Origin of the sequence: Paraburkholderia edwinii, assembly GCF_019428685.1 — a bacterium.
GTDB lineage: Bacteria > Pseudomonadota > Gammaproteobacteria > Burkholderiales > Burkholderiaceae > Paraburkholderia > Paraburkholderia edwinii.
Genome location: NZ_CP080095.1, coordinates 1,525,915 through 1,551,969 on the forward strand (window position 1 = coordinate 1,525,915; position 26,055 = coordinate 1,551,969).

Annotated in this window: 25 protein-coding genes and 2 tRNA genes; 8 read left to right on the forward strand and 19 right to left on the reverse strand. The window is 64.6% G+C overall.

All coding sequences use genetic code 11. The features are described 5' to 3' along the window. Window positions 1-123 precede the first annotated feature (123 nt). The 5 genes from fumC to KZJ38_RS06725 form a co-directional block, all read right to left on the reverse strand. A complete protein-coding gene (gene fumC, locus KZJ38_RS06705; protein WP_219799337.1) occupies window positions 124-1,524 on the reverse strand; it encodes a class II fumarate hydratase in 1,401 nt (466 codons plus the stop codon). A gap of 51 nt (window positions 1,525-1,575) precedes the next feature. Beyond that, window positions 1,576-3,123: a phospholipase D family protein gene (locus KZJ38_RS06710; RefSeq protein ID WP_219800153.1), complete on the reverse strand. Its 1,548-nt coding sequence runs from the start codon at window positions 3,121-3,123 to the stop codon at window positions 1,576-1,578. A 574-nt stretch (window positions 3,124-3,697) separates the two neighbouring features. Next, window positions 3,698-4,675 (reverse strand): ketopantoate/pantoate/pantothenate transporter PanS, encoded by a 978-nt coding sequence (panS, locus tag KZJ38_RS06715; RefSeq protein ID WP_219799338.1) that lies wholly within the window; start codon window positions 4,673-4,675, stop codon window positions 3,698-3,700. Window positions 4,676-4,752: 77 nt separating this feature from the next. Beyond that, window positions 4,753-6,144 (reverse strand): MATE family efflux transporter, encoded by a 1,392-nt coding sequence (locus KZJ38_RS06720; RefSeq protein ID WP_219799339.1) that lies wholly within the window; start codon window positions 6,142-6,144, stop codon window positions 4,753-4,755. A 140-nt stretch (window positions 6,145-6,284) separates the two neighbouring features. Further along, complete coding sequence (locus KZJ38_RS06725) at window positions 6,285-6,503, reverse strand: RNA-binding S4 domain-containing protein (protein WP_219799340.1); 219 nt, start codon at window positions 6,501-6,503, stop codon at window positions 6,285-6,287. A 340-nt stretch (window positions 6,504-6,843) separates the two neighbouring features. Here KZJ38_RS06725 and KZJ38_RS06730 point away from each other — a divergent pair, with 340 nt between their 5' ends. From KZJ38_RS06730 to KZJ38_RS06740, 3 genes are all read left to right on the forward strand, one after another. Continuing rightward, a complete protein-coding gene (locus tag KZJ38_RS06730; protein ID WP_219799341.1) occupies window positions 6,844-7,368 on the forward strand; it encodes a hypothetical protein in 525 nt (174 codons plus the stop codon). Between the two features lie 88 nt (window positions 7,369-7,456). Then, window positions 7,457-7,717, forward strand: a complete 261-nt coding sequence (locus tag KZJ38_RS06735; protein ID WP_219799342.1) for a hypothetical protein — start codon at window positions 7,457-7,459, stop codon at window positions 7,715-7,717. A 211-nt stretch (window positions 7,718-7,928) separates the two neighbouring features. Then, the gene (locus KZJ38_RS06740; protein ID WP_219799343.1) at window positions 7,929-10,199 is read left to right on the forward strand and encodes an ATP-dependent helicase; all 2,271 of its coding nucleotides are present in this window, start codon (window positions 7,929-7,931) and stop codon (window positions 10,197-10,199) included. Window positions 10,200-10,390: 191 nt separating this feature from the next. Here KZJ38_RS06740 and KZJ38_RS06745 read toward each other — a convergent pair whose 3' ends face one another. From KZJ38_RS06745 to fdxA, 9 genes are all read right to left on the reverse strand, one after another. After that, window positions 10,391-11,167, reverse strand: coding sequence for a DUF4088 family protein (locus KZJ38_RS06745; RefSeq protein ID WP_219799344.1), 777 nt, complete (start codon window positions 11,165-11,167; stop codon window positions 10,391-10,393). Between the two features lie 222 nt (window positions 11,168-11,389). After that, on the reverse strand, window positions 11,390-11,713 hold the full coding sequence (locus tag KZJ38_RS06750) for an AzlD domain-containing protein (RefSeq protein ID WP_219799345.1): 324 nt from the start codon (window positions 11,711-11,713) through the stop codon (window positions 11,390-11,392). Further along, complete coding sequence (locus tag KZJ38_RS06755; protein WP_246641738.1) at window positions 11,710-12,381, reverse strand: AzlC family ABC transporter permease; 672 nt, start codon at window positions 12,379-12,381, stop codon at window positions 11,710-11,712. The genes KZJ38_RS06750 and KZJ38_RS06755 overlap by 4 nt, the downstream gene beginning before the upstream one ends. A 239-nt stretch (window positions 12,382-12,620) precedes the next feature. Next, window positions 12,621-13,448: a helix-turn-helix transcriptional regulator gene (locus KZJ38_RS06760; RefSeq protein ID WP_219799347.1), complete on the reverse strand. Its 828-nt coding sequence runs from the start codon at window positions 13,446-13,448 to the stop codon at window positions 12,621-12,623. Between the two features lie 161 nt (window positions 13,449-13,609). Beyond that, a complete protein-coding gene (locus tag KZJ38_RS06765) occupies window positions 13,610-14,122 on the reverse strand; it encodes a CreA family protein (protein ID WP_246641667.1) in 513 nt (170 codons plus the stop codon). A gap of 103 nt (window positions 14,123-14,225) precedes the next feature. After that, window positions 14,226-14,492 (reverse strand): hypothetical protein, encoded by a 267-nt coding sequence (locus KZJ38_RS06770; RefSeq protein ID WP_219799348.1) that lies wholly within the window; start codon window positions 14,490-14,492, stop codon window positions 14,226-14,228. A gap of 58 nt (window positions 14,493-14,550) precedes the next feature. Continuing rightward, window positions 14,551-14,626, reverse strand: a tRNA-Asn gene (locus KZJ38_RS06775). A 107-nt stretch (window positions 14,627-14,733) separates the two neighbouring features. Further along, window positions 14,734-14,809: transfer RNA gene (locus KZJ38_RS06780), tRNA-Asn, on the reverse strand. Window positions 14,810-14,919: 110 nt separating this feature from the next. After that, a complete protein-coding gene (gene fdxA, locus KZJ38_RS06785) occupies window positions 14,920-15,243 on the reverse strand; it encodes a ferredoxin FdxA (protein WP_219799349.1) in 324 nt (107 codons plus the stop codon). A gap of 318 nt (window positions 15,244-15,561) precedes the next feature. On the opposite strand from fdxA, the gene pncB reads away from it, so the two are divergent. The 5 genes from pncB (at window position 15,562) to KZJ38_RS06810 (ending at window position 21,749) form a co-directional block, all read left to right on the forward strand. Further along, the gene (gene pncB, locus KZJ38_RS06790; RefSeq protein WP_219799350.1) at window positions 15,562-16,770 is read left to right on the forward strand and encodes a nicotinate phosphoribosyltransferase; all 1,209 of its coding nucleotides are present in this window, start codon (window positions 15,562-15,564) and stop codon (window positions 16,768-16,770) included. Between the two features lie 134 nt (window positions 16,771-16,904). Next, window positions 16,905-17,570, forward strand: coding sequence for a LutC/YkgG family protein (locus KZJ38_RS06795; RefSeq protein WP_219799351.1), 666 nt, complete (start codon window positions 16,905-16,907; stop codon window positions 17,568-17,570). A 191-nt stretch (window positions 17,571-17,761) separates the two neighbouring features. Then, window positions 17,762-19,174, forward strand: a complete 1,413-nt coding sequence (locus KZJ38_RS06800) for a sodium:proton antiporter (RefSeq protein ID WP_219800155.1) — start codon at window positions 17,762-17,764, stop codon at window positions 19,172-19,174. A gap of 92 nt (window positions 19,175-19,266) precedes the next feature. Further along, window positions 19,267-20,262: a 2-hydroxyacid dehydrogenase gene (locus tag KZJ38_RS06805; protein WP_219799352.1), complete on the forward strand. Its 996-nt coding sequence runs from the start codon at window positions 19,267-19,269 to the stop codon at window positions 20,260-20,262. Further along, entirely contained in the window at window positions 20,259-21,749 is a 1,491-nt protein-coding gene (locus tag KZJ38_RS06810) for a DNA recombination protein RmuC (RefSeq protein ID WP_219799353.1), read from the forward strand. The genes KZJ38_RS06805 and KZJ38_RS06810 overlap by 4 nt, the downstream gene beginning before the upstream one ends. A gap of 74 nt (window positions 21,750-21,823) precedes the next feature. Here KZJ38_RS06810 and KZJ38_RS06815 read toward each other — a convergent pair whose 3' ends face one another. The 5 genes from KZJ38_RS06815 to moaA form a co-directional block, all read right to left on the reverse strand. Continuing rightward, the gene (locus tag KZJ38_RS06815) at window positions 21,824-22,315 is read right to left on the reverse strand and encodes a GNAT family N-acetyltransferase (protein ID WP_219799354.1); all 492 of its coding nucleotides are present in this window, start codon (window positions 22,313-22,315) and stop codon (window positions 21,824-21,826) included. Then, entirely contained in the window at window positions 22,315-22,590 is a 276-nt protein-coding gene (locus KZJ38_RS06820; RefSeq protein ID WP_075157757.1) for a hypothetical protein, read from the reverse strand. Before KZJ38_RS06820 ends, KZJ38_RS06815 begins: the two co-directional genes overlap by 1 nt. A gap of 96 nt (window positions 22,591-22,686) precedes the next feature. Then, complete coding sequence (moeA, locus tag KZJ38_RS06825; protein ID WP_219799355.1) at window positions 22,687-23,994, reverse strand: molybdopterin molybdotransferase MoeA; 1,308 nt, start codon at window positions 23,992-23,994, stop codon at window positions 22,687-22,689. Window positions 23,995-24,093: 99 nt separating this feature from the next. Next, window positions 24,094-24,708 carry a molybdenum cofactor guanylyltransferase MobA gene (gene mobA, locus KZJ38_RS06830; protein WP_219799356.1) on the reverse strand — a complete coding sequence of 205 codons (615 nt, stop codon included), beginning with the start codon at window positions 24,706-24,708 and terminating at the stop codon, window positions 24,094-24,096. A gap of 94 nt (window positions 24,709-24,802) precedes the next feature. After that, complete coding sequence (moaA, locus tag KZJ38_RS06835) at window positions 24,803-25,915, reverse strand: GTP 3',8-cyclase MoaA (RefSeq protein ID WP_219799357.1); 1,113 nt, start codon at window positions 25,913-25,915, stop codon at window positions 24,803-24,805. Between the last annotated feature and the right edge of the window lie 140 nt (window positions 25,916-26,055).

Genomic DNA, 26,055 nt, shown 5'->3' on the forward strand with positions numbered 1-26,055 from the left:
GACGTCCCGCCTCGCATCTGACATCTGACGCAGTGCCGGCAATGCGCGTAAGCCGCGCGCCGGACACTGCGTTGCACTCCGGCAGTGAAGCAATGAAGCAGCGAGCCTTGCTAGCCGGCTCGCTCAGCCCTTCGTATGGCCGACCATCTCGTGCGGCCGCACCCACTCGTCGAACTGCTGCTCGGTCAGATGACCGAGCGCAAGCGCGGCGGCCTTCAGTGTCGTGCCGTCCTTGTGCGCCTTCTTCGCGATCTGCGCGGCCTTGTCGTAGCCGATGTGCGGATTGAGCGCCGTCACGAGCATCAGCGATTCATTGAGCAGCGTATCGATGCGTGCATGATTCGGCTCGATGCCGACCGCGCAGTTATCGTTGAAGCTCAGCGCGCCGTCCGCGAGCAGGCGGACCGATTGCAGCACGTTGTGCGCGATCATCGGCCGGAACACGTTGAGCTCGAAGTTGCCGCTCGCGCCGCCCACATTCACGGCGACGTCGTTGCCGAACACCTGGCAGCACAGCATCGTCATCGCTTCGGATTGCGTCGGGTTCACCTTGCCCGGCATGATCGAGCTGCCCGGCTCGTTTTCCGGAATCGACAGTTCGCCGAGACCGCAGCGCGGGCCGCTGGCAAGCCAGCGGATATCGTTCGCGATCTTCATCAGGCTCGCGGCAACGGTCTTCAATGCGCCGTGCGCGAACACAAGCGCGTCGGCCGCGGCCATCACCTCGAACTTGTTCGGCGCCGACACGAACGGCAGGCCCGTCAGCTTGCCGATCGTCGCCGCGACCTGATCGGCGAATTGCGGATGCGCGTTCAGGCCCGTGCCGACCGCGGTGCCGCCCTGCGCGAGCTGATAGAGGTGCGGTAGCGTCGATTCGACATGACGCATGCCCTGATCGAGCTGTGCGACATAGCCCGAGAATTCCTGGCCGAGCGTGAGCGGCGTCGCGTCCTGCAAGTGCGTGCGGCCGATCTTCACGACGTCGGCGAACGCCTTCGCCTTGCTGTCGAGCGTGTCGCGCAGCGTCTTCAGCGCAGGCAGCAGATGCTTGACGATGCCGACCGCCGCCGCGATATGCATCGCCGTCGGAAACACGTCGTTCGACGACTGGCCGCGGTTCACATCGTCATTCGGATGCACGAGGCGCGCTTCGCCGCGCTGGCCGCCGAGCAGCTCGCTCGCGCGGTTCGCGATCACCTCGTTGAGGTTCATATTGGTCTGCGTGCCCGAGCCGGTTTGCCAGACCGCCAGCGGAAATTCACCGGCGTGCTTGCCTTCCATGATTTCGTCGGCCGCATGGACGATCGCCTTTGCCTTGTTCGCATCGAGCACGCCGAGACCGAGATTGACTTCGGCCGCCGCGCGCTTGATCACCGCGAGCGCATGGATCAGCTCCGGCGATTGCTTCTCGGTCGAGATCTTGAAGTTCTGCAGCGAGCGCTGCGTCTGCGCACCCCATAGGCGATCGTTCGGCACCGCAATCTCGCCGAACGTATCGCGTTCCATCCGTACATCTTCGGTCATGATTTCACTCCGCTTGAAGGTTGGACGACGGCGCGCGGCGGGCGCACGGCGTCAAAGCTGGTCGTCGACTGGCAGGAACAAGAATAAACCTGTCAGCACGTTCCGGTAGAAACCGGCGTTCGGGTCCACGTCGTAGGTGACCGTATGGCCGTCTTCCTCGTCGGTCCAGACGAGGTGATACGGCGTCTCGGGGCCGCGGAAAAAGAAGCGCGACGGATCGGCGAGCGTCACGTGATAGCTCGACTGCGGTCCGGTCACGCGATCGAACAGCGTTGCGACCTGTTCCGCGAGCGGCGCGCTGTGAATCACGAGCCCGAGTTCGGTGTTCAGATGCGCGGAGCGCGGGTCGAGATTCATCGAGCCGATCACGAGCGTCTTGCGATCGAACACCAGTGTTTTCGCGTGCAGACTCGCGCGCGACTGCGAGCCGAACATGCCGGTGCGCGAGCCTTGCTCCTGCACAGGCTTGAATTCGTAGAGCTCGACGCCGGCCCTGAGCAGCGGATCGCGATACGGGCTATAGCCCGCTTGCACCGCGACGGCATCGGTGGCGGCAAGCGAATTGGTCAGCACCTTCACCTTGACGCCGCGCGCGGTGAGGCCGGCGAGCGCCTTGACGCCCGCGTCGTGCGGCACGAAATACGGCGACGTGATCAACACTTCCTGCTGCGCCTCGTTGACGAGTTCGGCGATGCGCGCGATCACGGGGCTTTGATACTGGTCCTCCGGCAAGCGGACTTTCGCCGGCGAATCGGCGTTGAATTCCGCCGGCGCCCACGTGAGGCCGAGCTCGTCTTTCTGGATTTGCGAGGCGAGCGGTGTCGCGTTCAACGGCTTTGCGTCGTACGGGTCCGCGTTCTGATGCCAATGCGCGCGCAATGCGTCGCGCGTCTCATCGAGCTGCTTCGGGTCGAACGTCTGCTTGTTGAGCGCACGCAGCGGATACGCGCTGCTGTCGTTCCAGTATTCGTCGAAGCTGGTGGAGATCTTTGCGGTGATCGGACCTGCGGCGAGCACATCGATATCGCGGAACTGCAGCGTCGGGCTCGCGCTGAAATACTCGTCGCCAAGATTACGGCCGCCGACAATCGCAAGCTCGTTGTCCGCGATCATCGCCTTGTTGTGCATGCGCCGCGTGAAGCTGCCGATCTGCGTGAAGAAATTTTCGGTGCGCTGATAGAGGCTGCCCTGCGCGCTGCCGAACGGGTTGAACACGCGGATCTCGATGTTCGGATGCGTGTTCAGCGACGCCATGACGTCGTCGAGATCCTTGAAGTTCAGATCGTCGACCAGCATGCGCACGCGTACGCCGTGGTCCGCTGCATAGAGCGCGGCGGCGAGCAGCAGCTTGCCGGTCGTGTCCTCGTTGGCGATGTAGTACTGCATGTCGAGCGTTTTCGTCGCGGCGCGCGCGAGCGCGATGCGCATCTGCAGCGCTTCGGTGCCGCTCGATAGCACGCGAAAGCCCGACTGGCCCGGATGCGCCGCTTCGGGCGCGGCAAGCGCGGCGCCGAGCGGCGTGGACGTCGATTGCGGCATGGCGTGCGAGACCGGCTGGTCGAACGACGACGCAGGCGGACGCGTCGCGCAGCCGCTCATCGCAACCGCAGTGGCCGCGGCCGTTGCGGCGATGAACGTGGCACGGGCCAGCGTCAGCGATGTTGCGCGCGCGAGGCGCAACGTGGAAAGCGTACGAATTACCGGAGCAAGAACGGACAGGACCTGCGATGCGTTGCATGGCGCAACTTTGCGACTTTGACGATCGTACGACGGCACGCTCACCCTCCCGGCTTTTTTACTTCGCGCTGACGACTCGCGACGAGGCGTCACGTTGGGAAGGCCATTCTAAGGGGAATCGGCGAAGTGGGTCGGGAAGATGGCAAGCGTTGTGCAGGCGGTTGAGGCCGGTGCGCGGCGCGGCGCTTTGCGTCGGCGAAGGCGCGGGGGAAGCGTCGATCAAAGCGTGCGGGAGACGCTTCCGCCATGTCACGGAAAGGCTCGTTGATGTGAACGGCGTTTCGCGAAGGGATGCTTCGCTTAAATGCACACGCGCTTATGACCGAGCCCGCGTCGTGATTGACGAAGCGCTGTCGCGCGGCAGGCGAGGGTCAAGCGGTGGCGTTGTGCCGCCTGCGTCTCAATTGACACAGGCGTCGGCACCGGCGTGGTGAAATCAGCTACGTTCGCGCTCGAGCGCAGCCGCGCGCCCGGTTTGCATCGTCGTTTGCGATTGATGAGTGCCGCGCGTCGGCCGTCCCGCCCAGAAGCCCGCGAGCAACGAACCCGAAAGGTTGTGCCACACCGAAAAGAGTGCGCCAGGCAGCGCCGCGATCGGTGCGAAATACAGTTTGCCGAGCGTCGCCGCAAGACCGGAGTTCTGCATGCCCACTTCGATCGCAAGCGTGCGGCAAACCGCTTCGTCGAAGCCGAGCAGGCGACCGCCCCAGTAACCGCCGAGCAGACCGATGCCGTTGTGCAGCACCACGCCGAGCGCAACCGTGAGACCCACCGACGCGATGCTCGGCTGCGTGCCGCCGACCACGGCCGCGATGATCAGCAGGATCGACACCATCGATATGAGCGGCAGCACCGGCTCGATGCGGCGCACGAGCTTGCCGAACAGGTGATTGACGACAAGGCCGATCACGATCGGCAACGCGACGATCTGCAGGATGCTCATCAGCATGCCGCGCACGTCAACGACGATCGACGCATCGACGTAAAGGCGCGTGAGCAGCGGCGTCGCGAACACGCCGACGAGTGTCGACAACGCGCTGATCGTGACCGACAACGCGACGTCGCCGCGCGCGAGATAGATCATCACGTTCGATGCGGTGCCGCTCGCGACGCTGCCGACCAGCACCATGCCCGCGGTCAGATCGGGCGGCATGAGCAGCATCTTCGCGATTGCCCATGCGGCCAGCGGCATCACGAGATAGTGCAGCACGATGCCGGCAACGACGGGCGCGGGCCGCGTGAAGACGCGCTGAAAATCGGCGACCGACAGCGTGACGCCCATCGACAGCATGATCAGCGTGAGCAGCGCGGTGACGTGCGGCGCAATGCCGGCGACCGAAGCGGGCGCGAAGTACGCCGCGAGCGAGACCAGCACGGCCCACAGTGGAAAGAGACGGGTAACGCGGGAAAGCATCGAGGCGGTCCTGTTGTTATCGGTGTGTGCGGTGGTGATGTGCTCGCGTTGACAAAACGCGAGCGCGGTTGTGGTTACTACGCCTGCACGGCCGCGACATGCCGCGCGCTTATGCGGTGAAAACGCAACGTCATCAGGATTGCGACGCTCGCAAGCCCTGCGGCGAGTCCCCACCACAGGCCGCGCGCGCCGAAGCCGAAGTGAAACGCGAGCACGTATCCGGTCGGAAAGCCGATGCCCCAGTAGCCGAAGGTCGCGGCGAGCATCGGCACGCGCGTGTCCTTGAGTCCGCGCAGGGCGCCGGATCCGACCGTCTGCATGCCGTCGACAATCTGGAAAATCGCCGCGACGCCGAGCAGCGAACTCGCGAGCGCGACCGTGTGCGCATTCGAAGGATCGTCGAGATGCAGATAGAGGCCGACGATCCAGTGCGGTGCGGTCACCATCACGAGCCCCGATAGCGACATGAAGCCGACGCCGAGCCCGAGCGCGACGAAACCCGCATGGCGCGCGGCGAGCGGCACGCCCGCGCCGGACCAGTAGCCGACGCGCACATTCGCGGCCTGGCCGATCGCGAGCGGCACCATGAAGGCCACCGACGCGACGTTGAGCGCGATCTGATGCGCGGCGAGCTGCGCTTCGCCGAACAGACCCACCATCAGGCCCGTCGCGAGAAATAGCAGCGATTCGACGCCGTACGTGATCGCAACCGGCCAGCCGATGCCGAACAGCTCGCCCATCAGCGGCACGTTGGGCCGCGCCGCGCTCACGAAGTGACGATAGCGCGGCCGCAGATGCAGCAGCGCCATCAGCATCAGCGCGGACAGCCAGACAGTGATCGTCGTCGCGACGGCCGAACCAAGAAAGCCCAGACGCGGCAGGTGATACGCGCCGTGAATCAGTCCGTAGTTGAGAAAGCCGTTGAACACCACGCTGCCGACCGAGACCCACAGCAGACGCTTCGCCGCGCCGATCGCCGGCAGGAACGAGCGCATGAGCCCGACGCCGATCAGACTCGCGGGCGCGCCCCAGCGCAGCACCGCGCAGTACTCGCCGATGTGCTCGGCGAGAACGGCCGGCTCGCCGAACGCTTTGAGGATCGGCGCCGCGAACGACAGCAGCACGAAGGCGGGAACGGCAAGCAGGATGGAGAGCACGAAGCCGGTCCAGTAGATATGCGGCACCCGTTCGTCCGCCTGCGCGCCGCGCGCGTGCGAGACGCTGACGCTAACCGACGTCAGCACACCCTGCAGCAGCGTGACGACGACGAAGAACAGGTTCGCGCCGAGGCCTCCCGCCGCGAGCGCATCGGGGCCGAGCGAGCCGAGCAGCACCGTGTCGGTGACGCTCATCGCCATCTGCGACAGCTGCGCGATCGCGAGCGGCGCGGCGAGGCGCGCGGTATCGGCGGCATGGCGCGTGAGCGACGGCGGCCCGGCAAGCGGGCGCGAGAGACCGGATTGGGACATGACGGCAGAGGGGGCGCGGCACCGAATGCGCGGCGCGCGCCGCATGTAATGTTTTTGTTAAAGCGAACAGCTTATTGCGTCGCGCGGCGGCTGTCGATCAGCACGCACGTTGGTGATGCGAAATTTTAGCGATGCTGCGCTCACGCTTCATGGACAGCGATGCGCGTATCGCCGAGCAGCACGACCTGACCCGCGCGGATCTTGCACGTTTTGCGCAGTTCGAGCTGGTCGTCCACTTTCACGGCGCCCGATGCGACGAGCGCTTTCGCGGAGCCGCCGCTGTCCGCGAGACCCGTGAGCTTCAGCAGGTTGTGCAGTTCGACGTAGTCGCCGGTCAGCGTGAAATCGAGGTTGGGCATGGCGGTTGCGAAAAAGGACGACGCATGTCGTCGCGAGACGACGCGGTCGATCAGGAAAAGGTCAGGAAAAGGATTCGCATCATAAGCGAAAGCGTAGGGCACGTCGCCCTGTTGCGGAAAGCGTGTGCGAATTCGTTCCGCGGATCGAAGACGCGATCGCGACCGGATGTTATGCAGTTGTCAGAAAATGAAACCGTCAGTAACAACCGCGTTTGATCATGAACTTCACTCAGAAAAACGCTGTCGGTAGGAAAGCCTGCTGCGTTTTGTATCGGGCTAAACAAAGGCCGAATGCGCGCTATGCGTGACATCCGGCTGACAACCTTCAGAGAGGATCGCCATGACCCAGCTTCGTTCGCTGCTGATCGGCAGCTCCATCGCCGCGCTGGCCACGACCGCCGCCGTCGCGCAGACCTCCAATCCGGGCAACCAGGCCAACCGCGTCTATCAGGTGCCCGCGGCGCCGCAAGTGCCCGACCCGCAAGCGGGACAGGTCGCGCAGCAGAGCGCACCGGCCACTATGGCGCCGAATGCGCCCGCTGGCACGCCGCCGAATGCGCCTGCCACGGCGCCCGCCGCGCAAGGCGTGCAAATGCCCGCGCCGGCGCCTGCCGGCACGCCGCCGAGGCAGACCCTGACCGCGCCCACGCCGCCCGATCCGCTCGTGCAGAAGCGCGACGCCGACGCACGGGCCAACGCCGAATATCGCGATGCGAAAAAGGCGTCGAAGGCGCAGTACAAGGAGCAGGTGAAGAACGCAAAGATCAACCGCGAGGCGGATCGGCGGGGCGCCGCTAACCAGTTGAAGATGGATTCGCAGTCGGGCAACGGCACGCAGGTGCCGGATGACGAGACCAAACATTGATCGAGGCGCTGAACGAAGGGTTAGCTGAAGGGCTCAATGAGGCGCTAACCGTACTTACCGATCACTTTGACTGAAGGAGGGAGAGCAAATGACTAAATCGACGAACCGGTTGCTTGCCGCACTGATCGCGGGCAGCGTGTCGACGTTCGCGTTCGCGCAGACGTCGCACGATCCGGCTACCGAACCGATGACGCACGCCGATAACAAGGCGGCGAAGGAACAGGCGAAGGCCAACAAGAAGGCCGCGGTCGCGCAGGCGAAGGCGGACCGGGAGAAGGCCGATGCGCAGTCGGATGCCGATAAGGCTGCGGCCGATGCGCGGGTAAAGGACGCGAAGAAGCAGGAGTAAGCGGTGATGGTCCGCGGCCGTGTGCAGAAGGCCATAACGCTGCGGCGGCTGCACCATTGACCGGGCACGGGCGGTGGCGGGCTGCAGGTCCGGCATGCGTCGGCGAACGTTGCATCGCTTGTCCGCCCGTGCCGAAAAAAGGGCGCTTGTCGGCGCACATTGTATGGATATACAGTATGCGTCGCCCTGACTCCCATTCCGTTCGCACGCCGTGCCGTCTTCCGCCGCTTCCACGTCTGAATCCTCTTTTGCCGCGCCTGGCGCCGATGCGTCGGGCGCCGACGCGTCGAATGTCCCTGCCTGGCTAGCAAAACTCAACGACGAACAGCGTGCGGCCGTCGAATACGGCGCCGATGACGTGGCGCGCCCGCCCGGCGCCTTGCTCGTCATCGCGGGCGCGGGCTCCGGCAAGACCAGCACGCTCGCGCATCGCGTCGCGCATCTGGTCGCCAAGGGCGCGGACCCGCGCCGCATTCTGCTGCTGACGTTTTCGCGTCGCGCCGCCATCGAAATGACGCGCCGAGTGACGCGCATCGCCGGCGACGCACTCGGAGCGCGTGCGGCGCTTGCGCAAGGCCTGACGTGGTCGGGCACGTTTCACAGCGTCGGCGCGCGTCTGTTGCGCGAATACGCGGACCTGATCGGCCTTGCGCCGACCTTCACGATCAACGATCGCGAAGACTCCGCCGACCTCATGAATCTCGTGCGGCACGAACTCGGCTTTTCGGCGAAAGAACGCCGGTTTCCATCGAAGTCGACGTGTTTTGCAATCTATTCGCGCGTCGTCAACACGGGCGCGTCGCTTGGCGACGCGCTGAACAGCACGTTTCCGTGGTGCCGCGAATGGGAAGCGGACCTGCGTGTGCTGTTTGCCGCGTATGTCGACGCAAAGCAGAAGCAAAGCGTGCTCGACTACGACGATCTGCTGCTCTACTGGTCGCATATGGCCGCGGAGCCGTCGATCGCGGCCGATCTTTCGAGCCGCTTCGATCACGTGCTCGTCGACGAATATCAGGATACGAATCGCCTGCAGGCGTCGATCCTGCTCGCGCTGAAGCCCGACGGCCGTGGGCTGACCGTGGTCGGCGACGACGCGCAGTCTATCTACTCGTTTCGCGGCGCGACGGTGCGCAACATCCTCGATTTTCCGACGCATTTCGATCCGCCCGCGAAGCAGGTCACGCTCGAGCGCAACTACCGTTCGACGCAGCCGATTCTGACTGCGTCGAACGCGGTCATCGGGCTTGCGTCCGAACGTTTTACGAAGAATTTGTGGACCGACAAGGCGTCGGCACAGCGGCCGCGTCTCGTCACGGTGGCCGACGATGCCGCACAGGCGGCCTACGTCGTCGAACAGGTGCTGGCCGCGCGTGAAGCCGGAGTCAAGCTGAAGTCGCAGGCGGTGCTGTTTCGCGCCGCGCACCATAGCGCCGCGCTCGAAATCGAACTGACCCGGCGCAACATCCCGTTCGTCAAGTTCGGTGGGCTCAAGTTTCTCGATTCGGTGCATGTGAAGGACGTGCTTGCGGTGCTGCGCTGGGCGGAAAATCCGCGCGACCGCGTCGCGGGTTTTCGCGTCGTGCAGTTGCTGCCGGGCGTGGGGCCGGCGACGGCGGCGCGGGTGCTGGATGCGGCGGCCGGTGTTCCGGCGGCCGGCGCTCCGGCGGCTGGTGTTCCCGCGGCCGGCGCTCCGGTGGCCGGTGGTCGGGCGGCGTCCGTGGCCGATAACGGTACGGCGGCCACCGCAGATATCGATAACGTTCGCGGCGCGGTAGAGGCGCTCGCCACCTTCACCCCGCCGCCGCGCGCGCTCGAAGACTGGCCGCCGTTCGTCGCGCTCATGTCCACGCTAAACGAACGCACGTCGCAGTGGCCCGCGGAATTCGAGCTGATCCGCCGCTGGTACGAACCGCATCTCGAGCGCAATCACGAAGACGCCATGGTGCGTCACGCGGACCTGCTGCAAATGGAAAGCATCGCCGGCACCTATGCCTCGCGCGAACGCTTTCTGACCGAGTTGACGCTCGATCCGCCCGACGCCACGAGCGGTGAATCCGGCGTGCCGCTACTCGACGAGGACTACCTGATCCTGTCGACCATCCATTCCGCGAAGGGACAGGAGTGGCGCAACGTATTCGTGCTCAACGGCGTCGACGGCTGCATTCCATCGGACCTCGGCACCGGCAGCGACGAGGAAATCGACGAGGAACGGCGTCTGCTCTATGTTGCGATGACGCGCGCGAAGGAAGACCTGCATATCGTCGTGCCGCAGCGCTTCTATGTGCACAACCAGACGCATCTTGGCGACCGGCACGTATGGGCGTCACGCACGCGCTTTATCCCGGTCGATTTGATGCCGCTGTTCGACGCGTATGCATGGCCGCCTGTGCCGGTGGCCGCCGCACCGACCGCGGCAGGGCTTGCCGCGGCCGCGCAGGCGAAGGTGGAGATTGCGGCGAAGCTCAGGAAGATGTGGGAGTGAGCGGGGCCCCGGGCGCGGCCCGGGTGTGGCTCCGAGCGTGCTCGCTCCGGGTGTGGCTGCGAGCGGCGCGCCGAGCATTGTGGCTCCCGGCGGAGCACCGAGCGTAGTGGGCCGCGAGCGGGGAGGCTCCCTCCGGATGTGGCGCCGAGCGGAGCGCCGCGAGTGCCGGGAGTTGCCTCGCGTCTCCTAACCTACCGCGGCTGCCGCTGCTGCTGTTGCTGCGGCGACTGAGGACGCGGCGCCGGCATAAAGAAGTTGCGCAGCCACGCCGCGAGCCGCGTGAACACGTCGTATGGCTCTTCGACGAAAATCTCCGGCTTGAGCAGCCGCAGGTACTCCATGATCTGCTGCGCTTCCTGCTTCTGAAACGACCCGTGCGTGATGCCGAGGCGCAGCAGCCCGCGCAGTTCGCCGAGCTTTTCGCGCGCGGTGCTGCCGAAGCTCGTCTCGCACGCCACCTTCGCTTCGTACACGCGCTGGCGCAGCGATTCCGCGAGCCGCCACGCGGGCGTCTGCATCGACTCTTCAACCGCCTGAATGTCCTGGGCCGCCGATTTGATCTGCGCGGCGAGCGGATCGACCAGGGTCGGGCTGCATTGCGCCTCGTTGACGATCGCCGTTGCCCATTCGCGGCATTGCTTCGCCAGTTCCTCCGGCGTCCATTCGGAGCGCGAGGCGAAGGCAAAGCCGAAGTCTGTCGCCTGCCGCATCAGAATCGCGACAACGTCAGGGAATTCCTTGTCGAGCGTACGTTTCGCCCACGCGTATTGCCCGCCTTGCAGCATCCGCTGCACGGCGTGCTCGGTCAGCGGCACCATGCTGTCGAGCAGCTTCGCGCGCAAAAAGTCCTCGAACGACGGCGTCGCAAACTGCGAGTCGAGTTTCAGCGAGACGCGCACGAACGCGTCGAAATCCTTGCGCAACGAGGCGACAGTCTCGTCCTTCAATGAAAGGGTGATTTGCCCCATGTCATATCCCGTTTAGTCATCCGGCGCGGCATCGCATGCGCGAAAGCGGCTTCTGCCCGCTGCGTAAAAGTTGTGCAACTGCGAGCTGTGCAACTGCGCGATTCAACGATGCGCGACACGGTCGAGGTCGGGCTGCCGGGCACACGCGGGAGCATGGCAGGCTGATGGACCTCGACTGTTTATCGGCGGCGGGATTTGAAACTTGAGGAAATCCGGTTCTGCCTATTTAGGCAACAGCGCTTGCCACACGAAGAACACCGCGAGGCCGACCGCGATGGTCAGCAGCGGGCGTTTCGTCAGCGCGCTGACCGCGACTGCGGCAAGCGCGCCGACCAGTTGCGGGTTGCGCCACGTAAGCTCCGCGCCGCCGCCGTGCGGCGAGACCGCCATCGGCACGATGATGGCGGTCAGCACGGTAACCGGCACGAAGCCGAGCGCGGTGCGCACGAGCGGCGGAAACACGAGCCGGTCGCCGAGCACGAAGACGGTGGCACGAATCATCCATGTAATCACCGCCATGCCAACGATCATCAGCACATCGTTCATCGCGACGCCTCCACGGTGGTGCGCCGCGCTCCGCGCGGCCGCGACAGAAGCACGCCGACCACGACACCGGCGAACACGGCGGCGAGCAGGCCGAGCTTGTACGGCCACGCCTGCCAGAAGAAGGCGAGCGCGCCGGCCGTGACGGCCGCCGCCAGATAGCGCAGCGCGACGAGCTGCGGCACGACGATCGCGATAAACGTCGCGACCATCGCGAAGTCGAGCCCAAGCGATTGCAGGCCCGGAAACGCGGCGCCGAACAGCAGCCCGGCGAGCGTCCAGAGCTGCCAGTTCAAATACATCGACAGGCCCGAGCCGAGGAAGTAGTACGGCCCGACCGAGCCCGGCGGATGCAGCCGGTAGTGCGCCCACGCGACCGCGAACACTTCGTCGGTGAGCAGTCCGCCGAGCGTCCAGCGCCAGCGTGCCGGCAGATGCGCGACGTACGGTGCTAGCGTCGCGCTATAGAGCACATGACGCAGGTTGACGACGAAGGTCGTCGCCCAGATCACGGCGAAGCTCGCATGCCCAGCGACCAGACCGAGCGCGATAAATTGCGCGGAGCCCGCGAACACGATCAGCGACATCAGTTGCCCGTGCCACAGGTGCAGCGGGCCCGATGCGACGAGCGTGCCGAAGATCACGCCGAACGGTGCGGCGCCGATCAGCATCGGGATCGTGTCGCGCGCACCGGCGGTGAATGCGGTGAAGCGGTGAGTGGATGTCAAGCTGGGTTCCTCCGGATGATAAGGCTAGCGCGGAGGGAGGCTTGGGCGCTTGTACGTTCTTGCGGTGTGGTGTTGCGATGCCGAGGGCCAGGGGCTCGCGGCCGGCTCGATGGTGCACGGCGCGTTTGTGCCGATTGGTTTCGCACGCGTAGTGGCCAGGCGACGCGGCCCCGCAGTCAGGCTCAGGCGCCTTGCCAGCGGCCCGGCGGCACGCCGAACATCCGGCGGAAATGTCGCGTGAAGTGGCTCTGGTCGGCGAATCCGCTCGCGGCAGCAACTTCAGTGACGGACACCCCCGCGCGCAACGGTGCAAGCGCGCGCTGCAGACGAATCTGGTTACGCCAAGCGTGCGGCGCGAGGCCCGTAGCGCGCGTGAAGAGACGCGCCGCATGGAACGGCGACAGCGCGACGGCATCGGCCAGTTCCGCGAGTGTCACGGGCGCCGCGAGTTCGCTGCTCAGCAGGTCTTGCATCACACTTACGCGATTGTCGCCGGCCGCTTCTTGCAGTGCGTCGGGGCGCGTGCGGCCGTAGCGGACCAGCAGCGTCGATAGCGCATCGAGCATCGCCGCGTGTGCCGCGAGCGCGTCGCTATTCGCCTCGAGCAGCCGATGCGCATGCGACAGACGCTGCGCGAGGTCGATATCGCGAATCACGCCGGCGTCGAACCATGGCAGCGGTTGCGTGCTGCCCGCAATGTCTTCCGCAAGCTGCTGCAGGTAGTCGACCGGCGCGTACAGCACGCGGTAACGCCAGCCTTCGTCCATCGCGCGCGAACCGGTGTGCAGTTCGCCCGGATTGATGATGGGCACGCTGCCCGCTTCGGCGACGTAGCGCGACCCGCGATACTGATACATTTCCGCGCCCGCTTCGATCACGGGAATCGTGTACGCGTCGTGCCAGTGCGGCGTGAACGTGTGATCGTGGTATTCGGCCGTGAGCAGATCCGCGCCGGGCATGAGCGGCGTGCGCCAGTAACGGGCGGAATCGCGGAAACGGGTGGTGGTCATTGTGTCGGTGCGGCCAGGGTGCGGCGGGGTGCCACTGGAATGCGGCTCGATTCGTCAGGGCTCGATTCGCCAGTTTACCGCGCCGTTCGGACTGCCAGACAGATTGCTTTCATTGACGCGCAGCTCGGGCTCGCGATCGAACCAGGAGCGGCGCGCTTCGGTCATTTCACCGGAATCGTCGTGCCGGCTGGCATCGGCACGGCGCTCACGCTGTTTTTCGCGCTGCCGGTGGCCACGCGGTCGCTGTAGGTCAGATAGACGAGCGTGTTGCGCTTCGCGTCGACTACACGCACGACGTGCAACGTCTTGAAGATCAGCGACATCCGTTCGGTGAACACGTCGGCCTGTTGCTTGAGCGGTCCGCCCGTGAAGCGGATCGCGCCGACCTGGCGGCAGGCGATCGACGCTTCGGTCGGATCTTCGGCGATGCCGAGCGTGCCCTTGATGCCGCCCGTCCGCGCACGCGACACATAGCAGGTGACGCCCTCGACAGCCGGATCGTCGTACGCCTCGACGACGACGCGGTCCGAACCCGTGATATGGAAATTGGTGTTGACGCTTGCGACTTCTTCGGCGTGCGCGAGCGGTGCGGCAAGAAGCGCTGCGCAGATCGTCGCGAGTGCAGTGAAGGCCGCACGGATCGCGCGTGGCGCGCGAAGCAGGGTGGGTTTCATCGGGAGACCGGAGAAAAAAGCCACATCGTATACCAGCGTGGTTTCAGCCGATTTTGTCGGCGGACGGTCCATGTTGTCGTGTCGATCAAAGTTCGTTCTTCGCTCAGGTTATTGGCCTAAGCGCGCTTTCGGCGAGATCGACGAGGTAATGTCCCAAATCCTGCGCGGTGTCAAAGGTGCGTACCTGTCCCGCTTTGACATCTGAAAGTCCGATACGGGCGGCGTCGCGCGGCGCTGAAATACGGGATTTCGTTTCGGCTTTCTCGATCCCCGCCGAGTGCAGCAAGTCCTCGCTTGCGTGCTGGTATCGGCCTGATTCGATCAGACGGGCCACGGCGGCGTAGAGGCGTGACAAGGGGAGCGGATCCATCGGTGTTTTCAGAGACTGAAAAAGCAGAAGGCCCGCACGAATGCGGGCCTTCGATGTTTGGCTCCCCGACCTGGGCTCGAACCAGGGACCTACGGATTAACAGTCCGGCGCTCTACCGACTGAGCTATCGGGGACCTGCACGGGAACCACTACAGAGGCAGAGCCAAAGCAGGGTGAAACTTAAACGACACAAATTCGGTACATAAAAAAGCCCGTCACGGTGAACGGGCCTTGCAATTCTTGGCTCCCCGACCTGGGCTCGAACCAGGGACCTACGGATTAACAGTCCGGCGCTCTACCGACTGAGCTATCGGGGAACAACAAACAGCAGAGAAGCGAAATTGTATGAGGTGCTACGGGGCCTGTCAATAGCGGCGCGCTCGCAACCCGTCATCGCAATCGGGCTTCAATAGGAATCAACGCGGTATCAACGCTCGAGCATCGCGAGCTTTTCCTTCACGTCCTTGAACTCGTCTGCCTCGGGCAGCGGCGCCTTGGTTTTCGTGATGCTCGGCCAGCCTTTGGCCAGATCGGCATTGAGTTCAGTGAAGTGCTGCTGGTCGGCCGGCACATCCTCTTCAGCGTAGATGGCATTCACCGGGCACTCGGCGACGCACACGGCGCAATCGATGCACTCGTCCGGGTCGATCGCGAGGAAGTTGGGACCTTCGCGAAAGCAGTCGACCGGGCACACATCGACACAGTCGGTATAGCGGCACTTGATGCAGCTTTCGGTCACAACGTGAGTCATTCAAACAACTCCTGGATGCGGTAGCGGTATGGGGGATATTGGGGATGGCAAAACGCCAAAAAAGCTATTGTAACGTAACGTCAACGGGCGCATACGGGACAGTTCCCATGCCCTTATACCGTTTCGTGATTAGTTTATGGCCGCAAAGCGGGACCGGCGCCTTCGGGTAACATCCGCCTGCTCGCCCGGTGCCACGCTGCTTTACCTTTGCCGCTTCACGTTTGCTGCTTTACATTCGCCGCTTCACATTCGCCGCTTCACATTCGAATACACTGACCATAGCAATCGTCGTTTATCCGCGGTCTGGCCCGTCACATCATGATCATCTCCTCGCTGCTCGATACCGATCTGTACAAGTTCACGATGATGCAGGTGGTACTGCATCATTTTCCGGCGGCCAGCGTCGAATACGGGTTTCGCTGCCGCACGCCGGATATCGATCTCGTGCCGTATATCGACGAGATTCGCAGCGAGGTGCGCAAGCTCTGCCAGTTGCGCTTTACCGACGGCGAACTCGACTACCTGCGCCGCATGCGGTTTATCAAAGGCGACTTCGTCGAGTTTCTCGCGCTGTTTCATCTGAACGAGAAGTACATCACGATCACCCCGTCCGCGAAGGGCAATGGCGAAATCGACATCGACATTAGCGGGCCGTGGCTGCACACAATCCTTTTCGAAGTGCCGGTGCTCGCGATTGTCAACGAAGTGTATTTCCGCAATACGCAGCAGCAGCCCGATTACCTCGAGGGCCGCGAACGGCTCAAGAGCAAGATCGAGATGCTCGGCGCCAAACCTGAATTCGCCGACTGCAAGATCGCCGACTACGGCACGCGCCGCCGCTTTTCGAAGCAGTGGCACGAGGAAATCCTGCTTACGCTCAAAGACGGCCTCGCCGAGCAGTTCGCGGGCACCAGCAACGTCTACTACGCGATGAAGCATGGCCTCACGCCGCTCGGCACGATGGCGCACGAGTACCTGCAGGCTTGCCAGGCGCTCGGGCCGCGTCTGCGCGATTCGCAGATCTACGGCTTCGAGATGTGGGCCAAGGAATACCGCGGCGACCTCGGCATCGCGCTTTCCGACGTGTACGGCATGCAGGCCTTCCTGCGCGACTTCGACATGTACTTCTGCAAGCTCTTCGACGGCGCTCGCCACGATTCCGGCGACCCGTTCGACTGGGGCGAGCGGCTTCTCAAACACTACGAAGACAATCGCTGCGACCCGCGCACGAAGGTACTCGTATTCTCCGACGCGCTCGACATTCCGAAGGTGCTGCAGCTGTATGAGCGCTTTCGCGGCCGCTGCAAGCTCGCGTTCGGCGTCGGCACGAATCTGACCAACGACCTCGGCTACAAGCCGCTGCAGATCGTGATCAAGATGGTTCGTTGCAACGGCCAGCCGGTGGCGAAGCTCTCGGATTCGCCGGGCAAGAACATGTGCGAAGACAAGGCGTATCTCGCCTATCTGCGCCAGGTGTTCGGCATTCCGCAACCCACGGACGACGACGTGTTCGATAGCGGAAAGTGATCTCGCCGTGATGCTACGCCGCCTTTTGCGGCGTGTGCATTAGCCGGATGGCCGAGTGTTTCGCGCAAGGGCCGGCCGGTATAATCCGCAGGATGTCGCTTCATCGCATCAACCACGATACGGGGACTTCGCTCATGGACACATCCACCGCCCGCCGCAATATCCTCGCGCGCATCCGCGCGGCGCAGGGTCGCGCGCCTGAAACGGCCGCCGGCGAGCTCGAGGCGGTAGAGAGCTACGTCGCAAGCCACCCGCGCGGCCCGCGGCCGCCGTTGCCGGACGATCTCGTCGCGTGCTTCCTCGAGCGTGCGCAGCAGATGGCGAGCACGGTCGACACGGTCGAAACGCTCGCCGATGTTCCGGCCGCCACGTACCGGTATCTGCACGAGCAGGGCCTGCCCGTGCAGGCGATTGCGTGGCAGACGCTGCAGGACATGCAATGGGCGGAAGCGGGTATCACCGTCGAATTCCGCAAGCCCGTCGATTCGGACAAGGTCGGTCTCACCGGTTGCTATTGCGCAGTCGCCGAGACCGGCACCCTGGTGCTGATGTCGGGTGCCGAAACGTATGCGTCGGCGGGTCTGCTGCCCGAAACGCATATCGCCATCGTGCCCGCGTCGCGTATCGTCGGCTATCACGAAGATGTGTTCGATCTCGTGCGCACCGAACGGGGCGGCGAGTTGCCGCGCGCCACGAACTTCGTGTCGGGGCCGTCGCGCACCGCCGATATCGAACAATCGCTGGTGCTCGGCGCGCATGGGCCGTATCGCGTGCATGCGATCGTCGTGCGCGGCGTGTGAGCGTCCGTTTGCCCGCTTTGCTTTCCCGCTTGTTCGCTCCGTTAATTGACGCCGCACGCGCTGCGCGCGTGGCCGCGCCGGCCTTATTTGTACAACCCGTGGTCAAACCCGTTATCAAGCCCTCAGTTAAGCCCGCTGTTAAGCCCTCCATTAAGCCCTCTGTTGAGCCCGTTGCCAGGCGCGTCGCAGCACTGGCCATCGCATTCGCCGCATACCCGCAGCATGCCTTTGCCGCGAGCGTCGACGGCGCCGCGCTATCGGTGTGGTGGGGCCTGCCGTTCGCATGCATGCTGCTGTCGATCGCGGTTTTTCCGCTCGTCGCGTTGTCGTTCTGGCATCGTCACTTCGGCAAGATTTCGGCCGGCTGGGCGCTCGCCCTGCTCGTGCCGTTTGCCGTCGCGTTCGGTCCGGGGGCGGCGTTCGGCACGCTGATGCACGCAGTCTTCGAAGAGTACCTGCCGTTTATCGTGCTGCTTGCCACGCTCTACACCGTCGCGGGCGGTATCTGCATCAACGGCAATCTGCACGGCTCGCCGCGACTCAATACGGGGCTGCTCGCGCTCGGCACGCTGCTCGCCAGCATCATGGGCACGACCGGCGCGGCGATGCTGCTGATTCGCCCGTTGCTGCGCGCGAACGATAACCGCAAGCATGTCGTGCACGTGGTGGTGTTCTTTATTTTTCTGGTCGCGAATGCGGGCGGCTCGCTGTCGCCGTTGGGCGATCCGCCGTTGTTTCTCGGCTTTCTGAACGGCGTGAGCTTTTTCTGGACCACCGTGCATCTCGCGCTGCCGATGCTGTTTGTGTGCGGGGTGCTGCTTGCGGCGTTCTACGCGCTCGATTCGTATTATTTCCGCCAGGGTGGTGGCGCCAGCAAAAGCAGCGGCGAGGTGTACGACCCGTCTCTCGACCCGACGCCCGATTCTCGCTTATTCTTCATCGACGGCAAGATCAACTTCGTGCTGCTCGCGCTGGTCATCGCGCTCGTACTGATGAGCGGCCTGTGGAAGCCCGGCATCACGTTCGATCTGCCCGGCGCGCGCGTCGATCTGCAAAACGTGGTGCGAGACGTGGCGCTTATCGTCATCGCGCTTGCATCGCTTGCGCTTACGCCGCGCTCCGCGCGCGAAGGCAACGCATTCGACTGGGCGCCGATCGAAGAAGTCGCGAAACTGTTCGCTGCCATCTTCGTGACGATCGCGCCGGTCATCATGATGCTGCGCGCGGGAGAAGCGGGCGCGTTCGCGGGCGTCGTGCATCTGGTCAACGATGTCTCGGGCGAACCGCGCAACGCGATGTACTTCTGGGCGACGGGCCTGCTGTCGTCGTTCCTCGACAATGCGCCGACCTACCTCGTGTTCTTCAACCTGGCGGGCGGCGATGCGCAGCACCTGATGAGCGCAGGCGCGTCGACGCTCGCGGCGATCTCGGCCGGCTCGGTGTTTATGGGCGCGAACAGCTATATCGGTAACGCGCCCAACTTCATGGTGAAGGCGATCGCGGAATCGCGCGGTGTGCGGATGCCCGGCTTCTTCGCGTACCTCGCGTGGTCGGGCGCGGTGCTCATACCGGTGTTTATCGCGATGACGTGGTTGTTTTTCTGAAGCGATTCGCAACGCGCTCATGGGCGCATCGTTGAGCAACAGCGTTGGCAATGAACGGCGGCGATGCCGCGCGTTATTCGGAGAATACGGAAATGGCAAAGCAAAAAATCCTCGTCGCGCGTCCGATCTTTCCGGATGTGATCGATCGGCTCAAGCAGCATTTCGAAGTCGACTGGAACAATGGCGACGTGCTCGGCAACGACGAGTTGCTAAAGCGACTCGCCGATAAAGACGGTGCGCTGACGGCCGGCGAGCCGATCGGCGCCGCGACGTTCGCAGCCGCGCCGCGTTTGCGCGTCGTGTCGAATATGGCGGTCGGCTTCAATAACTTCGATATGGCCGCCTTCAACGCGGCGAACGTGCTGGGCACGAACACGCCCGACGTGCTCAACGAAACGACGGCCGATTTCGGCTGGGCGCTGATGATGGCGACCGCGCGGCGCGTCACCGAATCGGAGCACTGGCTGCGCGCGGGCCTTTGGCAGAAGTGGGGCTACGACAGTTTTCTCGGCGCCGATGTCTATGGTTCGACGCTCGGCGTGATTGGCATGGGTCGGATCGGCCAGGCGCTCGCGCGCCGTGCGCGCGGCTTCAACATGCAGGTCATTTACCACAACCGGTCGCGGGTCGCGCCGGAGATCGAAGCCGAGCTGAACGCGCAGTACGTATCGAAGGAGGAGTTGCTGAAGCGCGCCGATCACGTCGTGCTCGTGCTGCCGTACAGCGCCGCAAGCCATCACACGATCGGCGCGGCCGAACTCGCGCAGATGAAGCCGACCGCGACGCTGACCAATATCGCGCGCGGCGGCATCGTCGACGATGCGGCGCTCGCTGAAGCGCTGCGCGCGAAACGGATCGCGGCCGCGGGCCTCGATGTGTTCGAAGGCGAGCCGAGTGTGAATCCGGCGTTGCTCACGGTGCCGAATGTCGTGCTCACGCCGCATATCGCAAGCGCAACCGAATCGACGCGCCGCGCGATGGCCAATCTCGCTGCGGACAATCTGATCGCCGGGCTGGGCGAAGGCCCACGCGCCGGTCAGCCGCCGAATCCGATCAACCCTGACGTGATCGGGAAGGCGCGTTCATGATCACTGCATTACTGGCGGCCGTCGTCGTTCTCGCGGTCGCGCTGGTGATCGCGCTTATCGCGCTGGTTGTTTCGATGCGCGCCGGCGCCCATGCGAGCGACGCGGACCGCTTCGATGAACTGAGCGGCCGCATCGCGTCGAGCGGCGAGGCGCAGGCGCGCGAATTCGAACGCGTCGAACGCGAGCTGCGCAACGACATCACCGAAACGGCGCGCGTATCGCGCACCGAACTCGCCGGCGGCTTCTCGCAGTTCCAGCAGACGCTTGCCGCGCAATTCACGAGCATGACGAGCGTGCAAAGCGGCAAGATCGACGGCTTTGCGCAGCAGCTCGTGAAGCTTACCGAAACGAATGCGCAGCAGCTCGACGCGGTGCGGCAGAGTCTGCAATTGCAGGCGCAGCAGGCGCGCGACGAGCAGGGCAATACGCTCAAGCGCTTCGGCGACACGCTGACGCAGCAGCTTGCGCAAATGACCGAAGCGAACGACCGGCGCTTTGCCGAGGTGCGCGCCACGATCGAGCAACGTCTGAAAGACATCGAAGCGAACAATGCGACGAAGCTCGAAGAGATGCGCCGCACCGTCGACGAAAAACTGCACGCCACGCTCGAGCAGCGTCTGGGCGAATCGTTCAAGCTCGTGTCGGAGCGGCTCGAGCAGGTGCATCGCGGGCTTGGCGAAATGCAGACGCTCGCGGCCGGCGTCGGCGACCTGAAGAAGGTGCTGACCAATGTGAAGACGCGCGGCACGTGGGGCGAAGTGCAGCTCGAAGCCTTGCTCGAGCAGATGCTGACGGCGGACCAGTACGCGAAGAACGTCGCGACGAAGCCGAAGAGCGCGGAGCGCGTCGAGTTCGCGATCCGGCTGCCGGGCAAGCCGTCGGCCGATGGCGCCGCGGAACCGGTCTGGCTGCCGATCGATGCGAAATTCCCGCGCGAAGACTACGAGCGCCTGATCGACGCACAGGAGCGCGCCGACCCGGTTGCGGTCGAAGACGCATCGCGCGCGCTCGAAGCCCGCATTCGCGGCGAGGCGCGCACGATCGCCGAGAAGTACGTCGCGCCGCCGCACACCACCGATTTCGCGCTGCTGTTCCTGCCGACCGAAGGGCTTTACGCGGAAGTGTTGCGCCGGCCGGGGTTGACCGACCTGCTGCAGCGCGACTATCGCGTGACGGTGGCTGGCCCGACTACCTTGACCGCGTTGCTGAACAGCCTGCAGATGGGGTTCCGCACGCTTGCGATCGAGAAGCGCTCGAGCGAAGTGTGGCAGGTGTTGGGCGCGGTGAAGACCGAGTTCGGTCAGTTCGGCGATGTGCTCGCAAAGACCAAGGCGCAACTCGAAACGGTCACGCGCTCGATCGAAAAAGCGGAAGTGCGCACGCGCGCGATGAACCGCAAGCTGCGCGATGTCGAAGCGTTGCCGGGAGAAGAAGCGCGTGAACTGCTTGGCGACGCGTTGTCCGGGTCGGATGCGGACGAGCCTTGAGCGAGCTTTGAACGAGCTTTGAACCTGACGCCGCGTAAGCGCGACGACGCAACCGTCGCGCTTACATCGCGCAGTTATTTTTGCCCCGCACCCGCCGCTAGCTGCTCAAGTGCATCGCCGGTCATCCGCACGATGCGCCAGTCGGGCAGCACGTTCGCGCCCATTCTTTCGTAGAAGTCGATCGCCGGCTGGTTCCAGTCGAGCACCGACCATTCGAAGCGCCCGCACTGCCGCTCGACCGCGATGGCCGCGAGATGCCGCAGCATCGCCGAGCCGAGTCCGCTGCCGCGCTGCGTGGGCTGCACATACAGGTCTTCGAGATACAGGCCGCGGCGGCCGAGGAAGGTCGAGTAGTTATGGAAGTACAGCGCGTAGCCGACGAGGCGTCCGTCGTTCTCCGCGACCAGCGCCTCCGCCGACGGCCGCGCGCCGAACAGCGCGTCGTGCAGATCCGCGTCGGTCGCGATAAACAGATGCGTGAGCTTTTCGTATTCGGCGAGCTCGTACATCAATGCGCGCATCGCGCTGACGTCTGCGGGCGTCGCCGCACGGATCGCCGACGCCATTACGCTTCTTCCGGCACGTCGCTCAACTGGATCTCGATGCCGCCGAAGCGCGACGCGACCCAGTTATACGCGTGACAGGCGATCCACAGCAGAACAAAGCCGAGAATCGCGTTGAGCAGCAGCGCGCTAAAAACGGTGGACAGTTCGACCGAGCCGTAGCGGATAAACGCGACGAGCACGCCGAGCAGCACGATCGGCACGCTGAACGTCAGATAGACGAGGATCAGCGCTTTGGCGGTTTGTCCCGGTGCGATGGACGAGATCTGTTTTTTCATTGAGGTCGTACCCGTGAGTCGCGTAGTGAGCAATGTAGTCAGCCTTGTTTTGGCGCGCGAGCGTGGTTGAAAAATGTAGACGCAAATGCGCGCGTGTCAGATTAAACCGTCGAACAGCATGATCTCGACAGTGTCGCCCGCGTCGACGTCCGGCTGGTCATGCGCGAGCACGATAAAGCAGTTCGCTTCGCTCATCGAGCTCAATACGCCCGAGCCTTGCGAACCGGTGGGGGTGACCTGCCAGCGGCCGTCGGCGGCGCGACGCGCGGTGCCGCGCTGGAATTCGGTGCGGCCGGGACGCTTGCGAATCGATATGGCAGAGGTCGCGTGGAGCATGGGCGCGGGTTGCAACGTAGCGCCTGCCATCGTCAGCAGCGCGTCGCGCACGATCTGATAGAACGTGACCATGACCGCGACCGGATTGCCAGGCAAGCCGAAGAAGAGGGCAGGGTCGCCGGCGCCGGCGCGGCCGCCCGACCAGACGCGGCCGAACGCCATCGGCCGGCCGGGACGCATCGCGAGGCTCCAGAACGCGACATCGCCGAGCGCGCGCGAAAGCTGTTTCGTCAAATCGGCATCGCCGACCGAGACGCCGCCCGACGTCAGAATCACATCGGCGCTTGCGGCCGCGGTCAACAGCGCTTTCTCGAGCGCCGCGGGTTCGTCGCGCACAACACCGAGGTCGATCGCATCGAAGTTCAGACGCCGTAGCATCGCGAGCAGCGTATAGCGGTTGCTGTCGTAGACGCAGCCGGGCTCGAGCGGCTGACCGATCGAGCGCAATTCGTCGCCGGTCGAAAAGAATGCGACGCGCAGCCGGCGGCGCACCGCGACTTCGCCGATGCCGAGCGACGCAAGCAGACCGAGATCGGACGCGCGCAGGATGCGGCCCGCGCGTACCGCGGGCGCGCCGCGCGCGAGATCTTCGCCCGCGCGGCGCCGGTTCGAGCCGGCGCGCAGCGCGGCGGCGGCAAAGCGGATCGATTGTTCATCGCCGGCCTGCACCTGCTCTTGCGGTACGACTGTGTCGCAGCCGGCCGGCATCAATGCGCCGGTCATCACGCGCACACATTGTGTGGCGTCGATCTTTCCCTTGAACGGATGGCCGGCGAGCGCGCGGCCGACCACTGCAAGCGAGATCGATCCGCCGGATTGCGCGGCTGCGCCGAGCGCCGCACCGTCGAAGGCATAACCGTCCATCGCGGAGTTGTCGTACGCCGGCACATCGATCGGCGACACGATATCTTCCGCGAGCACGCGATCGAGCGCGTCGGAGAGCATGACGCGCTCGGCCGCGACGATCGGCGTTGCCCACTGGCGCACGATCGCCTGCGCGGCCGAAACCGGCAAAGCTTGAGGATCGAACTGCGCTACGCAGCCTGAGAGTTCGTTGGACGTGGTCATGAATCGGGAAAGGTCGCGACCGGATGCGGGTCCGGCAGCAGCCGGAAGATCGCGGCAGAGACGGCAGAAAGCGGGCGTCCGCGGCCCTCGGGTTGGTCCTCAGTTTCGTTCGAGGTCGGCCAGTTCTTGCAAAGAATTGACATTGTAAAACGCACGTTCATCGGCAAAAGCGACTTCGACTGTCTTGTGGCGCGCGTACCACGCGCGTACCTTGCGCTCGCCTGCATCGAGAAACGCCGCGAGGTCGTCGGCAAGCGTGGTGCGTATCAGCGCGAAGACCGGGTGTATCGATATCTCGTGCTGCGCGTTGCTCGTGGTGACGGTGGCGATGTCGGCGTGTTCGGCATCGAGCGCGTCGGCGAGGCGCGCGGCGAGGTCGACGGGTAGCGCAGGCGTGTCGCACGGTGCGCTCAGCATATAGCCTGTGCGCGCGGCGCGCAGGCCGGCAAGCAAACCCGCGAGCGGGCCGGGGAAGTCGGGCAGCGTATCGGCGATGACCGTTGCATTAAACGGCGCACCGAGTTTGGCGTAGCGCGGGGCGTTGCGGTTCGCGCTGATCAGCAGCGCGCCGGTTTGAGGCGCCAGACGCTTCAGCACGTGCAGCGCGAGCGGGTCGCCGCGCAACACTTGCAGTCCCTTGTCGACGCCGCCCATGCGCATGCCGCGGCCGCCTGCGAGCAGCAGGCCGGTGATCTGGTCGGTCGGGATCGACATGGGCGCGGTGGAGTGGGTGACGGGGGACGTGGGTGCGGAGTACGGTCGGTCGCGGCGTGACGTGGATGCTGTTGCTTGCGTCGCGCTCCTGGCACTAGCCGCCGATATACGACATCTCGACGCGCCGCTCGGCCGCTTCGGCTTGCCGGGCCGCCTGCGCGCTGCCGCGCAGCTGCGAATAGCGGTCCGCGCGCGCCTCCCAGATGTGGGCGATCGCGGTGGTGATCTCGTCGTCGCTCGAGCCATTGCGCAACAGCGTGCGCAGATCGTGTCCGTTCGACGCGAAAAGGCACAGATACACCTTGCCTTCGGTCGACAGCCGCGCGCGCGTGCAGGTGCCGCAGAACGCGCGCGTGACGCTCGAAATCACGCCAATTTCGCCGCTGCCGTCCGCGTAACCCCAGCGCTGCGCGGTTTCAGCCGCGCTGTGCGCCTCGAGCGGCACGAGCGGAAAGTGCTCACCGATGCGCGCGACGACTTCGGCCGACGGCAGCACTTCGGCCATGTTCCAGCCATTCGACGTGCCGACGTCCATGTACTCGATAAAGCGCAATACCGCGCCGCTGCCTTTGAAATGACGCGCCATCGGCACGATCTCGGTGTCGTTCGTGCCGCGCTTGACGACCATGTTCACCTTCACGGGCGCAAGGCCGATCGATTGCGCGACGTCGATGCCGGCGAGCACATCTTCGACCGCGAAGTCGGCGTCGTTCATCTTGCGAAACAGCGCGTCGTCGAGTGCGTCGAGGCTGACCGTGACGCGCTTCAGGCCCGCGTCCTTGAGGCTTTGCGCCTTGCGCGCGAGCAGCGACCCGTTGGTCGTCAGCGTGAGATCGAGCGGGCGGCCGTCGGGCGTCGACAGGTTCGCGAGGCGCTCGATCAGAAATTCGATGTTTTTGCGCAGCAGCGGTTCGCCGCCGGTCAGCCGGATCTTTTCGACGCCCTGCGCGACAAATAGCCGCGCGACGCGTTCGATTTCCTCGAAGGTCAATAGCGCGCTGTGCGGCAGGAACGGGTAGTCCTTGTCGAACACCGACCGCGGCATGCAGTAGATGCAGCGGAAGTTACAGCGGTCCGTCACCGAAATGCGCAGATCGCGCAGCGGCCGCGACAGCGTATCGCGCAGCTCGCCGCGTGGCGCTTGCGCCGGACCGGAAAATACCGGCACTGCGCTGACATCGGTCAGGGGAATGATGCGTCGGGACATGGTTCGAATATTGAGATCCAAGACTTCATTCTAACGGAACGCTTCTTTTCGCTCGATTCGGGGAATACCTGCTGGTTGTGAAAAAGCCCGCCGATGGGGCGGGCTTGGGGTGCGGCGTCTTGCAGCCGTTTCGCAGCCGG

Excerpts from the sequence above, each read along its gene's own strand:
- fumC (WP_219799337.1), bottom strand. The coding sequence starts at position 1,524 with ATGACCGAAGATGTACGGATGGAACGCGATACGTTCGGCGAGATTGCG.
- KZJ38_RS06710 (WP_219800153.1), bottom strand. The coding sequence starts at position 3,123 with ATGAGCGGCTGCGCGACGCGTCCGCCTGCGTCGTCGTTCGACCAGCCG.
- panS (WP_219799338.1), bottom strand. The coding sequence starts at position 4,675 with ATGCTTTCCCGCGTTACCCGTCTCTTTCCACTGTGGGCCGTGCTGGTC.
- KZJ38_RS06720 (WP_219799339.1), bottom strand. The coding sequence starts at position 6,144 with ATGTCCCAATCCGGTCTCTCGCGCCCGCTTGCCGGGCCGCCGTCGCTC.
- KZJ38_RS06725 (WP_219799340.1), bottom strand. The coding sequence starts at position 6,503 with ATGCCCAACCTCGATTTCACGCTGACCGGCGACTACGTCGAACTGCAC.
- KZJ38_RS06730 (WP_219799341.1), top strand. The coding sequence starts at position 6,844 with ATGACCCAGCTTCGTTCGCTGCTGATCGGCAGCTCCATCGCCGCGCTG.
- KZJ38_RS06735 (WP_219799342.1), top strand. The coding sequence starts at position 7,457 with ATGACTAAATCGACGAACCGGTTGCTTGCCGCACTGATCGCGGGCAGC.
- KZJ38_RS06745 (WP_219799344.1), bottom strand. The coding sequence starts at position 11,167 with ATGGGGCAAATCACCCTTTCATTGAAGGACGAGACTGTCGCCTCGTTG.
- KZJ38_RS06750 (WP_219799345.1), bottom strand. The coding sequence starts at position 11,713 with ATGAACGATGTGCTGATGATCGTTGGCATGGCGGTGATTACATGGATG.
- KZJ38_RS06755 (WP_246641738.1), bottom strand. The coding sequence starts at position 12,381 with ATGCTGATCGGCGCCGCACCGTTCGGCGTGATCTTCGGCACGCTCGTC.
- KZJ38_RS06760 (WP_219799347.1), bottom strand. The coding sequence starts at position 13,448 with ATGACCACCACCCGTTTCCGCGATTCCGCCCGTTACTGGCGCACGCCG.
- KZJ38_RS06765 (WP_246641667.1), bottom strand. The coding sequence starts at position 14,122 with ATGAAACCCACCCTGCTTCGCGCGCCACGCGCGATCCGTGCGGCCTTC.
- KZJ38_RS06770 (WP_219799348.1), bottom strand. The coding sequence starts at position 14,492 with ATGGATCCGCTCCCCTTGTCACGCCTCTACGCCGCCGTGGCCCGTCTG.
- fdxA (WP_219799349.1), bottom strand. The coding sequence starts at position 15,243 with ATGACTCACGTTGTGACCGAAAGCTGCATCAAGTGCCGCTATACCGAC.
- pncB (WP_219799350.1), top strand. The coding sequence starts at position 15,562 with ATGATCATCTCCTCGCTGCTCGATACCGATCTGTACAAGTTCACGATG.
- KZJ38_RS06795 (WP_219799351.1), top strand. The coding sequence starts at position 16,905 with ATGGACACATCCACCGCCCGCCGCAATATCCTCGCGCGCATCCGCGCG.
- KZJ38_RS06805 (WP_219799352.1), top strand. The coding sequence starts at position 19,267 with ATGGCAAAGCAAAAAATCCTCGTCGCGCGTCCGATCTTTCCGGATGTG.
- KZJ38_RS06810 (WP_219799353.1), top strand. The coding sequence starts at position 20,259 with ATGATCACTGCATTACTGGCGGCCGTCGTCGTTCTCGCGGTCGCGCTG.
- KZJ38_RS06815 (WP_219799354.1), bottom strand. The coding sequence starts at position 22,315 with ATGGCGTCGGCGATCCGTGCGGCGACGCCCGCAGACGTCAGCGCGATG.
- KZJ38_RS06820 (WP_075157757.1), bottom strand. The coding sequence starts at position 22,590 with ATGAAAAAACAGATCTCGTCCATCGCACCGGGACAAACCGCCAAAGCG.
- moeA (WP_219799355.1), bottom strand. The coding sequence starts at position 23,994 with ATGACCACGTCCAACGAACTCTCAGGCTGCGTAGCGCAGTTCGATCCT.
- mobA (WP_219799356.1), bottom strand. The coding sequence starts at position 24,708 with ATGTCGATCCCGACCGACCAGATCACCGGCCTGCTGCTCGCAGGCGGC.
- moaA (WP_219799357.1), bottom strand. The coding sequence starts at position 25,915 with ATGTCCCGACGCATCATTCCCCTGACCGATGTCAGCGCAGTGCCGGTA.